Below are 12,280 nucleotides of genomic sequence, written 5' to 3' on the forward strand. Positions count from 1 at the left end.
CGTCACCACTCGGTGTTGATGATCGCCTCGACCAGCACCTCCCCGTCCCGGGTGAGCGCGACGGTGCGCGCGGCCTCGTCCAACCGGACCAGGCCGCGCGCCTCCAGCGAGCGGAAGCGGCCCAGCCACGGGTCCGCGAACAGCGAGCGCCCCGGGAAGCGCCGCCCGTGCACGGCGTCGTCGAGCGGTTGGAGGGTGGACAGGGCCATCTTCACCGCGCGCGACTCCTGCCCCTCGGGCGTGAAGCGGGTCGCGGAGCCCAGCGGGATGCGGCCCGCGGCGACGGTCTCCGCGTACCGCTTCGAGTTCACGTCCGTGATGGCCTCCGAGGCGCGGCAGCTCGAACTGCCGCCCAGCCCGATCGCCACCTCCGGCTCCTGGCGGTCCTGGTCGACCATGATGGACTTCCACTTCTCCGGCCCGAGGCCGTCGCGGGCGAAGTACATGGTGGGGTGCTCGGTGTAGCCGCAGCCGCGCAGGCCGTCGGTCAGCACCTCCCGCATCTGGTACTGCTCGCCCAGCGTCGGCCAGCGGTGCCCCTTGTCGACCAGGCGGTCGCGGTACTCGGGGAGCTGCCACGCGGCGGGCTTCTCCCCCGTCACGCCGGTGCGCGAGTCCGCGTAGGAGGCCAGGTGCAGCTTGGTGCACACCACGGCGGGCACCTCGTTCTCCAGCACCACGTCGAGGTCGCGGCGGACGCTGTCCAGGGTCTGGTCCAGCAGGCCGTACATCAGGTCGACGCTCACCCACTCGAACCCGGTCGCCTTCGCGTTGCGCACGAAGTCCAGGCACATGTCGGCCGTGTGCTCGCGACCGCTCTCGCGCAGCACGTGGTCGTCGAACGACTGCACGCCGCTGGACAGCTTGGTGCAGCCCAGCTCGCGCAGCAGCTCCAGCTTCGAGGGGGTGAACGTGCTCGGGTCGCCCTCGAAGCGGACCGTGGTGCCGCCGGTGAAGCCGAAGTTCTCGCGGTAGAAGTCCAGCAGGCGGCGGATCTCCGGTTCGGGCAGCAGCGAGGGCGTGCCGCCGAAGACGTTGAACTCGCCGACCTCGGCGCGGGCCAGGTTCGGCACGGCGGCCAGCCACAGCCGGGCCTCGGCGATGTTGAGGTCCACCCAGTGCGCGGCCCGCTCCCGGGTGACCTCCGCGGGGCCCTTCACCACGACCACCGGGTACTGGCAGAAGCGGCACCGGTAGGCGCAGGTCGGGATGTAGGACCACAGGTGGATCGGGCCGGCGGACGGCAGCTGCGCGTCCAGGTCGGCCAGGAACTCCTCGGGTGCGAGGCCGGGCACGTCGCCGGGGAAGACGTGCGCCCCGAACGGGTCCTCCTTGACGTAGTCCAGCAGGTGCTGGTTCTCCGGCGCCTGCAGGGCGTCCAGCACCGCCGGGCGCGGCCACGCCGGGTCGAGCACGTGCAGCGAGTCGACGGCCTGCTCGTAGGTCAACGTCATCAGAACACCCCTCCGTTGCCGAAGTAGTTGTGCGCCTCGCCCGACTCCCGGTCCTCGCAGTAGTAGCGGACGAACTCGGCGAACCGCTCGGGCGGCACGTCCCGGAAGCAGGGCGGCAGCGGCGGCGGGTAGCCGATGTCCTCGCCGACGTGCAGCCGCAGCCGGGCGAAGATCTCGTCCGCGAACTCCAGGTACAGCCGGTAGGACGGCGTCTTGTAGGAGTGGATCGGCGCGAAGTCGGTCACGCGCATCTCGTCGCGGATCTCGGCGATCCGCCGCCCCAGGCGCTCGGCCAGGTCGGCGCCGAAGAACTCGACGACCGGCTCGTCCTCCAGCAGCGACGGCGTGAGCAGTACCGGCAGGATCGTGTTCTTGGGCGTGAAGTCCTTGATGGAGAACTCCCACGCCAGCCGCGCCTGCTCCTCGGTGAGGTCACCGGCGGCGGTGGCGGGCGGTTCGGGGCGGATGTCGCGCATGACGATGATGCCGTCCGACCCGTAGGCGCGGCCGGTGACGACCTCGTCGATCGCGTGGTCGATGCGCCGCGGGTTGATCTCCACCCGGGAGCGCGGCGCGTAGGTGATGGGACCGCCCGCGTTCGCCACCTTGATCCCGAAGTCCCAGTCGTCGGACAGGTGGTTGACGAACTCCCCGTCCTGGAGCTGGTAGAACACCTCGATGCCACCGACCCGCTCGTAGGCGTCGCGCTCGACGGCGAAGCCCTTGCCGTCCGGGAAGCCGCCGAACAGCGAGAACGTCACGGCGCGGCACCGCAGGGTGCGCTGGATCGCGTCCCACAGCCGGGGGCGTCCGGTGAAGTGGTCCGGGTTGTAGTAGTAGTCGCAGACCGCGATGGCGGCCTTGGACGTCTCCACCGCCGCGAGCAGCTCGGACAGCCAGTGGGGGTCCACGCGGCAGTCGGCGTCGGCGGAGACCAGGTAGAAGCGCTCGCCGACGTCGGTGCCGGGCCGGTTGCGGCTGCGCGCGGCCGCGAACTCCATGCCGGCGCGGCGGGCGCACGACACGCCCTGCTCGGGTTCGTGGATGACGTGCACGGCCAGGTCGGGGTGCGCGGCGGCGAACGCGCGGGCGATGGCGACGGTGTCGTCGGTCGAGTTGTTGTCGACCAGCACCACCTCGTAGAGGTCCTTGTCCAGCGGGCCGTCGCCGTCGCGCTGGTCGTGCAGCGTGCGCAGCACCTCGTCCAGGTTGGCGGCCTCGTTGTAGACCGGCAGCACGACGCTCATCCGCGCGCGGGGCTTCATCGGCGGCGGGTAGAGCCGGTCCAGCAGCCCGGCCGCGACCCCCTCGCCGAACAGCGCCTCCCCCGCTTCCCGGTTGTGCTCGACCACTTCCGCTCGCTTCCCCTCGTCCGTGATCAGCTCCGCCACCTCGTCGGCGAACGCGCGCGTCGGCAGGTCGTGGACGCGGACGTCCAGCACCGGCGCCCGGAACCCCCTGTCGCCGTACACCGCGTCGTACAGCTCGTAGCGGCTGGTGGCGTAGGGCGTGCCGGAGGCGACGGCCTCGCTGATCGGGTTTCCGTAGCTCTCGTAGTCGTAGGAGGTCAGGAAGGTCACCAGGTCGGCGTGCGCGAGCAGGTCGCGGACCGAGTAGCGGCCCTCCAGCCGGGTGTCGTACGGCGTCAGCCACCCGCCGAACACCACCCGGTCGCGCACCCCGAGCCGGGTCGCCAGGTCGACCAGTCGCGCGTGCTCCCCCGGCGCCTCGGCCACGTCGCCCGCGACGAACAGGTGGGCGTCGAGCCGCTCGGCGAGCGCCGCCAGCAGGTGGACGTCCCGGTCCACGCGCTTCTGCGGGATGATCCGCGTGACGCGGGCCAGCAGCGCGGCGTGCTCGGGGATGCCGTGGTCGCGGCGGAACGCGGCGTTGCGCCCGTCCACCTCGGCGGTGCGGCAGGTGAACGTGTTCGGCAGCACGTCGATGTTCACCAGGTCGGGCACCCAGTCGAGCGTCCGCGCCCGCGCCTGCTCGTGCAGCGCGAAGTAGTGGACGTGCGGCGAGTTCCGCGGCGCGGGCGTCGTCGGGTACGGGAACCGGCCGTACTTGGCCGCGCCGGGCTCGCTCTGCCACATCAGGTCGTGGTCGCGCCACAGCACGAACCGGCCGAGCCGGTGGCGCGCGCCGTAGCGCTCGATCGCCCGGTAGAGCGCCCTGGTGTAGGTGATGTTCTCCGGCAGCGTGCCGTTCTCGACCACGACGAGGGTCACGCCGAGGCGTTCCCAGGTCTCCTCGATGCGGTGGGCCACCTGCTCCGCGATCCGCTCGACCTCGCCGAGCAGCCCCGGGTCGCCCCTCTGCACCACCTCGGTCAGCACCCGTTCGACGAAGTCCCGGTCGTAACCGGGAACGTCCTCCAGGTGCTCGACCCGGTCGAGCGTCACCCAGTCCGGCAAGAGCGCGGCCTCGTCGCGGTAGGGGCGGAAGAACGCGTTCTTGTCGGCCTTGATGTCGTAGCCGAGGTCGAGGTGGACGCGGTAACGGTTGTCGCCCCTCAGGAGGCGGGCGGTCTTCAGGAATTCGACGACCACGCCGGACAGCGGGGTCGCGTCGAACGAGACACCCCAGAGCACCGTCATCGGCAAGGACTCCAGTGTCGGCTGCGCGAGTGCTTCCCACGCTACCCGGGGTGGGACCAGTAGAATTCCCAGCGAAACCGCGCCATACATGAGGACCGGTCACCTCGCCACCGCACCCGGTGGCGGCGCGGTCGGCGCAGGTGAGCGGTCAGTTCCCGGCGTGATCGGCCCCCGGACGACCACCGGGACGGGACTTCGGCAACGCGCAGGCGGTCACAGCCCCCCGAGGTCGAGGTCGCGCATTCCCGGCAGCTCGTACCCCTTTTCCTCGTCCCACTCCACGTCGAGGTCGTCCAGGTGCACGCGCCACTCGGCGTCCGGCAGCGCGCGGCGCAGTGCGGTGACGGAGTCGAGCACGTGCACGACGACCGGCCCCAGGTGGGCCGGGTCGAACGGCATCTTCGTGGACCCGGCCAGCACCTCGCCGTCGCCGTTGTCAGGCCGGTCGTAGAGGTACAGGCCCTCCTCGTCGTCGAACGGGAAGCCCTCGTGGTGGGCGGCGACGACCCGCCCCACCTCGGCCGCCTCGTCCTCGGTCAACGGCACGGCCCGGCGTGCGGAGTAGTACAGGGAGACGCTCACCCGTTGAGCCTAGGCGAGCGGCACGCGCGCCATGGCGTTCCGGATCGTGACGGCGGGGTCGGGCGAGTTCATCCCCAGCTCGCGGAGGCGATCGGCCACCTCGGTGATGGTCGTCGACAACGTTGCCGCTGCTTCGACCAAGTGCACGAGGGGCACTGGTTCTTCCCCCCGCAACCACGTGTCGGCCCCGTTGAGCGAACTCGACAGGAGGACCACGTCCTGAGCGGAGAACCTGGCGGGCAAGTGCGTCGTGTCGACGTCGAAGCCGTACTCCACCAAGCGGGCTACGACGTTGTCGTCAGGCGAGACGGACAACCGCAGGTAGCGCGCGATGTGGTGCGGTTTGATCGGCTCATCGGTGGTCAGCCACGGCGCGACCCCGTCGACGTCCGACGACAACAGCACCTCGTCTTCTTTCACCGGGCGGGCCACCAAGCGCTCCGGGCACCGGAACCCGTGAGTCGTCAGTCGTTCGGCCACAGCCGCCACGGGCGTCCCGGTCACCGAAGCGGCCTTCACCACGTGTCCGGGCGGGACCGGAACCGATCGGTCCAGCCACGGCGGCGATCCGGCGATCCCATTGCTCAACACGACGGGGTCGTACCGATGGTCGAAATGTGCCCCGTTGCTGCTCGACTCGACCTCGAAGCCGTACTGCGCCAGTCTGCGACCGACCTCGTCCACGTGCATGCCGAGCTTGTCCGCGACCCACCACAGGTGCACGAAGGGGATGGACGACCCCAAGGCCAGCCATGGCCGCACACCCGAACAATACGAGGACACGAGGTGCACGTCCTCCCGCTTGGGGGACGAGGGAAGGAGGTCGAGCACGGTCAGGTCGAACCCGTGGTGCTGAAGACGACGAGCGATCTCCTCCAGGCTCAGTCCCAGACCGAAGAGCCCGTTCAGCACCTGCCCCGGCGACGCCACGCCGGAGTGTTCGTCATAAGCGCAGACTTCGCCCACGCTGTTGAACAGGAGCCCGAGGTCCACGCGATCGGGTACCGACTCTGCCGAGAACCGCTCGACGACCAGGTCGGTGAAGCCCAACGCGGAAGCGCGGTGCGCGACTTCACGTGGTGTGCTGCCGGTCCGCTGTGCGATCGTCACGATGTCGTGCGGCGAAAGACGCTCGTCAGCGGAGCGCCATGAACGGGCGCTTTCGAAGATGTGCGAGACGACCGCGAGGTCCGACGGACGTGCCCGCAGCAGCCGGTCCACCTCGATCAACTCGGGCACGATCTCCAGCAAGCCGCTCAAGGCCGCGTTGGGGCTGTTCACGAGCAGGCGCCAGAGGTACACGTGGTCTGCCAGTCGGGTGAACGGCACCACTTCGAGCAGTCGATCCGGAGGGGTGACCCCCTGGACGGACCTGCGGTCCGGATCGAGCACCACGTGCAGGTCCTGCGGGAACGAAACAGCTTCACGCGGAACTGCCCAACCCCGGCGTTCCGCGCGCGGGTGGGACGTCCGGGGCTCGCGAGAACTGGCGATGTCCGCCAGCCTCGGTATCCACCACCCGACCTCGCTCATCCACTGCAGGGTCGGCATCGGGGTGGCCGAGTCCGTCATCTCGTCCACCCCTCGGACGAGGAGGTCCTCCACCGCCGCCGCCACGTCGTCCACGACCTTCGTGCGGTCGACGGAAAGGCGCGGAGCCGCCTTGCCGGTCAGGTTCACGACGCAGCCGGTGAACGGGCTGTCGTCGTCCGGTCCCGCCAGTACGCCGTGCCGGAGGTCCGGATGGGCCAGTAGGCCGTCCACGAGCAGCGCGCCGCCCCATTCACACCACACGACCTGACCACCGACAGCCGGTATGAGGATGCCGTGGGCGTTGATGCCGTGTTGTTCCCAGGGCTGACGTCGCCGTCCCTTGAACACCCCCGGTTCCCACCGCTCGTGCTCGGCGTCGTGCGATGCGACGGTGTCGAACTCGGCGATGCCGAGGACTTGGCGCAACACCTGCACGCAGGAGGTTCTCCCCGCGTTCCGCAGGTACAGCCGGATGGTGGTCCCCGGCTCCGCCCGGTCGGCGACCGGCTGGATCTGGAACAGGTGGCCGGGACCGGAGATGGTGGCCCGCAGGGTCCGACCAGGTCGGCCGCCGGTGCGGGCCGCGCGGCACGTGGTCACGGTGATCTCGTCGGCCAGCATGAAATAACTCAGAACGCCGATGCCGAAACGGCTGTTCGGGAACAGCTCGACGGGCGGGTCGAGGCTGTTCCAGTCGGCTTGCTCGTCGCGGAACTCGGCGAGATCGGCGAAACGGGCGCCGGCTCGGGCGAAAACGCCCTTCAGCTCGGGTTCGCCCATGCCGATGCCGTTGTCGGCGCACTCCAGGTAGGCGCGGCCGTTCTCCTCCACACCCTGGGTGAACAGGATGCGCCCTTCCCACGTCGTGGCCCGGCACGCGGTGCGGTGCAGGTACTGCTCGCGGGCACGGCGGTAGCGGCAGGCGTCGAGGGCGTTCTGGTACAGCTCACGGACGGCGAGGTTCCGGTCGCGGTAGAGTTGTTCGCCCATGAGCAGCTCGCGGACGCGGTCGTCGTCCAGGCTGAAGCGGCTCCAGCCGCTGAACTCGGGACGGCCGTCTGCGTCACGCGCGGCATCGACCCCGCTCGCCGAGGCCCTGGCGGGCAGTTGGCCGAGGACGGTCAGGGTGCTGTGCACCTCGGCGGCACGGCGGACGGCGTCGAGCAGGGAGTCCACCCGCACGGTGTGCTCGCGGAGGGCTTCGATCACGGCACCGTGCTGGCAGTCCGCTTTGAGGACCAGGTTGTCGGCCTCCGGAACCCACACGGCCTTCGCGACCGCCCGGTGCAGGCGGTCGACGTCGACCGGGGCAGGGATGCCCAGGTGCCACGGGATGGTGTCCGACAGGTCGGTGATCGGGACCGAGGTGGTGTGCGCAACGGCGAGCAGCAGACCGAGCAGGGGCACTCGGACGTGCTCTTCATCGGGTTCACCGCCGTAGAGGGTGTCCTGGTGCGTGATGCGGTTGAGGCGGTCCGTGCCGCAGAGCGCCTGTGGTTCCAGCCGCAGGCCGTGGAGGAGTTCCCGGACCCGATCGGTGCTCAGCACCTCGCCCAAACCCGCCTCGACCACCCCGACCTCGGCGAGCAGCGCTCCGACCGCACGCGGTTTGACGAGTTCCGCACGTTGCCGAACCCACCGGTTGAACAACCACCAGCCGATCTCGCGCCGGGCGTTCGGCCGGTCGGGCAGCGCGGGCAGCAGCGCGCGGTCGACCAGGCGGGAGTTCTCCGCCAGGTGGTCCTGGTAGTCGGCGCGGTCGCCTTCCGCGCGGTGGCGAGCGAGGTCGACGGGGTCGATGGCGCTCAGCTTCGCGGCGGCGGCGCACCACAGGGTGTCGTTCAGCAGCGGGACGACCGCGAGCAGCGCGGCCTCCGCCGGGTCGAGGAGCAGGGACGTCGTGCCGAGTTTCTGCTTGAGCAGCCAGCCGATCCGCTTGGCGAACCGCTCGGCCTGGGAGGTGTCCAGCCACGGGTCGTCGCCCAGGACGTCGACAGCACGGCGCCGGACCTCGCCGAGACCACCGGCCACGAACGCGATCCGGTCGCGCAGGTCTGCTGTGTCCCGCTCGGCTTTGACGTGCGCCCACGCCTCGGCGCGCACCGCGAGGTCCACCCAGGGGTCAGCGGGTGACGCGGGTTCGGGTGGGCGGGAGCCGTAGTAGTTGTTGTTGACGGTGTCGATCTTGTTGGCCTGGACCACCGGTGCGTTGACGGTGCCGCTGATGTCGTTCCTGGTGTCGTCGCCACCACCGGTGATCGCCAATTCCGCTACCCCCTCGCATCGCTCGGAGGCTAGCGCGCGCAGGGAGGTGAGAGGGCCTCACGTGAGAGGGCTGCCGCGGGCGCGGCGGGCCGCCGCTCTGCCGCGCCCGCGGCCCCGGTCGGGTCAGTACCCGACCTGGAAGGTGGCGTCGGCGCGGTCCGACGCGGTGGTGACGGGGTCGATGCGGAGGAGGTGGTTCGCGTGGCGGAGGTGGCGGTCCGGGTAGTTGTGCGAGCGGAACGAGGTCCAGGTCGGGTCCGCCAGGCCGGCGACCTGGGTGAAGGTGGCGTCGGCGGCGAAGCCGGCGCTGCCGTCGTTCGCGGCCAGGCCGACCACGTGGTTCGAGTGCCTCAGGTAGCGGTCGGGGTAGTTCACCGAGCGGAACGAGACACCGGTGCCCGCCAGGCCCGAGACCAGTCGCCACTGGGAGTCCTGGTACGGGTCGAACGGGTACGGGTCGATGCGGGCCGCGTTGTTCCGGTGGCGGACCAGGTGGTCGGGGTGGCTGTACGACTTGATCCTGTTCCAGGTGGGCGCGCCCCAGCGGGTGACCAGGTTGTCGTACTCGGTGGTGGTGATGCCGCAGATGGTGGGGTGCTTGGCGTTGAGGGGCTGGGTGTACCGGGCCTTGGTCAGCGGCGTCCAGGAATCGGTGCCGATGTTGCCGGAGCGCCAGGCGTACAGCTCGCCGTTGACCGGGGAGAACGAGTCGCCCCACAGCCACCACTCGTTGCGGTCGTGCGCCTTCACCACGACCGGGGCCTCGATGCCGCCCGTGACGACGCCCGCCGTGTAGGTGGTGAAGCTGCCGGGATTCAGGGTGGACGAGCGCGCGCCGTAGAGGCGGCCGTCGACGAAGCTCTTGTAGTACAGGTAGTTCATCCCGTTCCCGACGTGCACGGTGGCGTCGAGGACGTTGAAGCCCGGGTCGAAGAAGAGCTGTGGCGACGACACCGTGACGAAGTCGGTCGTGTAGTTGACGTAGAACGCGTCGCGGCCGCCGCTGTTGGCGGAGCAGAGGATGCCGTACCGGTTGCGGGAGGCGTCCCAGAACGCCTCGGGCGCCCAGGTGTGGGTGGGCATGGAGTGCAGCTTCAGGCGGCGGTAGCCGGTGAACGTCCGCAGGTCGGCCGAGTCCCAGGCGTGGACGTACTGGTTCTGCCGGGTGAAGTCGGTGCCGGTGAGGTCGGTGGCCAGGACGACGAACCCGCCGTTCTGCTTGCGCATGATGAACGGGTCGCGCAGGCCGCCGGTGCCCGCGGTCGGGGTGGCGACCGGGTTGCCCTGGTTGAGCGGCATCCAGTGGAGGCCGTCGGTGCTCACCGCGAGGTGCAGGGCGTACCGGTCGGCGAGCTTGTCCGGCGACTCGGTGAAGTAGCCCATGACGTAGGCGGCGTCGCCGGGGGCGGCGGACGCGGTGTGGCGCAGGACCGAGGACAGGGCGACGGCGGACGCGCCCCCCGCCAGGAACGTGCGTCGGTGCAGCATGGCAGGTGCTCCAGGGGTGGGTGGTGGCCGGCGGTGGGAGAGGACCGCCGGCCACCTGGTCGGGGGCGGGGTCAGGCCGCGGGTTCGCCGGACGGCACGGGGAGCTGCGCGCCGAGGCGGACCGGGGTGCCGAAGTTCGGCGTGCCGTCGGCGTTCCAGGTGAACTTCTGGGCGCGCGTCGAGCGGTTCATGTCGCAGCCGCCGGAGGCGCTGTCGTTGGCGTGGTAGACGATCCAGTCCTCGGTGCCGTCGGGCGACTTGAAGAAGCCGTTGTGGCCCGGGGCGTAGACGCCGTTGCCGTCGTTGCGCTGGAACACCGGGTTGGGCGACTTGCTCCAGTGCGCCCGGTTGAGCGGGTCGGTGCCGGTGAGCGTGAGCAGGCCCAGCTTGTAGTCCGGTCCCCAGCACGCGCTGGCCGAGTACACGATCATCGTGCGGCCGTTGCGGTACAGCGGTTCCCCACCCTCGTTGACCGGGTGGGTCTGCCGCTCCCACGACAGCGTCGGCTGGCTGATCGTGCGCCGTGAGCCGCTGATCGTGTACGGGTTCGACAGCGGGGTGATGGTCAGCGACTGGGTGCCGTCGGTCGCGCTGCCCAACAGGTACAGCTTCCCGTTGTGCTGCAGGACGCTCGGGTCGAGCTCCCAGGTGTTGCCCAGGTCGGCCTTGAAGCTGTACGGGCCCATCGGGTCGGTGCCCGCCGACTCCAGCACGTGCAGCCGCTGCGTCGGGTTGAAGTCCTGGACGTTCTGCCCGGCCACGTAGTACAGGTACCAGCGGCCGTTGAGCAGGTGGAACTCCGGCGCCCACATGTTGCAGCACCCGTTCGGGCGAGTGAGGTTGAAGATCACCTGGTCGGACGCGGTCGACAACCCGGCCAGGGTGCGCGAGCGGCGCATGGTGACGGTGGAGTTCCACGTCGTCGTGGCCAGGTAGTAGTACCCGTTGTGGTGCTGGAGCCACGGGTCGGGGCCGTTGCGCTTGATCGGGTTGGCGAACGTGCCCGCGGCGCTCAGCTTGACCGCCTGCCACTGCTGGTTGGCGGCGCCGGTGTCGGGCCACTGGATGACCTGCGCGCCGTCGGCGGTGGAGAAGTCGAGCACGTCGACGGCCTTGCCGCCGGCCCGGTTGAGCAGGCGCACGTGGCCGTTGTCGGAGTCGGCGAGGCGGAACTGCTGGCCGGTGCGGTCGGCGTCGGCGTTCTGCACCAGGCCGGTGCGGTCGGCGGTGGACGGGAAGTCCAGCACCTTGCCGCTGTGGCGCGACCTCAGCCGGTAGTAGCCGCCGCCGGAGTCGACGAACCGCCACTGCTGCCACGCCCCGTCGTTGCGGGCGTACTGAGAGATCCGGGCGCCGTCGTTCGTGGCGAGGTCGTAGACGTCGAGCGCTTTGCCGCTGTTGCGGTTGACCAGGACGTACCAGGCGGTGGTGTCCACGGTGGCGGCGGCGGCCGGGGGCACGGCGACGACCGTCCCGGCCAGCAGGACCGCCGTGGTGGCGAGGACGAGTGACGATCTCATGGCTCAGCTCCCTGCGACGCTGCACGGGTGAACGCGATCGGGTCACGTCCGGAGAACGGACGCGGGGTCTCGTGGTCGGGCGGCGCGGCGGCGGTGCTCGCGCACCGGCACTCGGGATCTCCGTCAGCCGGGTCGTACTGCTGTTAACGCTAACAGCATCAGTGCGCCGCGCTCAATACCCGGTTCCCTCCCGCACGTCGCCAGGCCCTTGGCGTCGAACGGGTTCGACGAACGTCGACGCGATGGCCTTACCCGATCCGTGTTAGCGATAACAGGGCCGAACTGCGGTAAATCGATTCCGCAGCCGCACCGCGCACGGATACACGCTGTTCTTGACCGTTGCCACGAGCCGGGGAATTTCTGCCACCGACACTCTTCAATCGTGACGGGTGATCGGGTGGACACGCGCAGCGACGTTCCATAGCCAAATTAAATAGTTCGCGCCCCAAGTCATAAATGGCCGGTTCGACCGTTCAGTGGCTTCCAGTTCACGAGAACCACCGCGTAACGTTGCGTCCCGGCAAACCCGCCCACATCCGCCAAGGGCTGGAGATCACCGCACCATGAACGTCGAGAACGCGGATTACCGCGAATTCCTGGTCGTCCTCAACGACGAGGAGCAGTACTCGGTCTGGTTCGCCGATCGGGATCTCCCGCCCGGTTGGCGCGCCGAAGGCACGCGCGGGACCAGGGAAGAGTGCCTGAGCCACATCGACTCGGTCTGGACCGACATGCGCCCGCGCAGCGTTCGCGAGCACCTCGCGGCGCACCGCGGCTGACGCGGCACGCCCGACCCCTCAATCACCTCGCGCCCGTCACCGACGGGCGCCTGAAGTCG

7 protein-coding genes are annotated in these 12,280 nt (G+C 70.0%); 1 reads left to right on the forward strand and 6 read right to left on the reverse strand.

Annotated elements, in window-relative coordinates; all coding sequences use genetic code 11:
* Positions 1-2: 2 nt before the first annotated feature.
* From ACRAKJ_RS22500 to ACRAKJ_RS22525, 6 genes are all read right to left on the reverse strand, one after another.
* Positions 3-1,454 (reverse strand): radical SAM protein, encoded by a 1,452-nt coding sequence (locus tag ACRAKJ_RS22500; protein ID WP_438919843.1) that lies wholly within the window; start codon positions 1,452-1,454, stop codon positions 3-5.
* The gene (locus ACRAKJ_RS22505) at positions 1,454-4,054 is read right to left on the reverse strand and encodes a glycosyltransferase (RefSeq protein ID WP_438919842.1); all 2,601 of its coding nucleotides are present in this window, start codon (positions 4,052-4,054) and stop codon (positions 1,454-1,456) included. The genes ACRAKJ_RS22500 and ACRAKJ_RS22505 overlap by 1 nt, the downstream gene beginning before the upstream one ends.
* Positions 4,055-4,267: 213 nt before the next feature.
* Positions 4,268-4,636, reverse strand: coding sequence for a hypothetical protein (locus tag ACRAKJ_RS22510; RefSeq protein ID WP_438919841.1), 369 nt, complete (start codon positions 4,634-4,636; stop codon positions 4,268-4,270).
* Positions 4,637-4,645: 9 nt separating this feature from the next.
* Positions 4,646-8,434 carry a wHTH domain-containing protein gene (locus ACRAKJ_RS22515; protein ID WP_438919840.1) on the reverse strand — a complete coding sequence of 1,263 codons (3,789 nt, stop codon included), beginning with the start codon at positions 8,432-8,434 and terminating at the stop codon, positions 4,646-4,648.
* 123 nt (positions 8,435-8,557) lie between these two features.
* The gene (locus tag ACRAKJ_RS22520) at positions 8,558-9,922 is read right to left on the reverse strand and encodes an AbfB domain-containing protein (protein WP_438919839.1); all 1,365 of its coding nucleotides are present in this window, start codon (positions 9,920-9,922) and stop codon (positions 8,558-8,560) included.
* A 71-nt stretch (positions 9,923-9,993) separates the two neighbouring features.
* On the reverse strand, positions 9,994-11,442 hold the full coding sequence (locus ACRAKJ_RS22525; RefSeq protein WP_438919838.1) for a family 43 glycosylhydrolase: 1,449 nt from the start codon (positions 11,440-11,442) through the stop codon (positions 9,994-9,996).
* Between the two features lie 563 nt (positions 11,443-12,005).
* Here ACRAKJ_RS22525 and ACRAKJ_RS22530 point away from each other — a divergent pair.
* Positions 12,006-12,221: an MbtH family protein gene (locus ACRAKJ_RS22530; protein WP_438919837.1), complete on the forward strand. Its 216-nt coding sequence runs from the start codon at positions 12,006-12,008 to the stop codon at positions 12,219-12,221.
* Positions 12,222-12,280: the final 59 nt, after the last annotated feature.

The organism is Saccharothrix sp. DSM 118769, assembly GCF_052936295.1.

Excerpts from the sequence above, each read along its gene's own strand:
- ACRAKJ_RS22500 (WP_438919843.1), bottom strand. The coding sequence starts at position 1,454 with ATGACGTTGACCTACGAGCAGGCCGTCGACTCGCTGCACGTGCTCGAC.
- ACRAKJ_RS22505 (WP_438919842.1), bottom strand. The coding sequence starts at position 4,054 with ATGACGGTGCTCTGGGGTGTCTCGTTCGACGCGACCCCGCTGTCCGGC.
- ACRAKJ_RS22520 (WP_438919839.1), bottom strand. The coding sequence starts at position 9,922 with ATGCTGCACCGACGCACGTTCCTGGCGGGGGGCGCGTCCGCCGTCGCC.
- ACRAKJ_RS22525 (WP_438919838.1), bottom strand. The coding sequence starts at position 11,442 with ATGAGATCGTCACTCGTCCTCGCCACCACGGCGGTCCTGCTGGCCGGG.
- ACRAKJ_RS22530 (WP_438919837.1), top strand. The coding sequence starts at position 12,006 with ATGAACGTCGAGAACGCGGATTACCGCGAATTCCTGGTCGTCCTCAAC.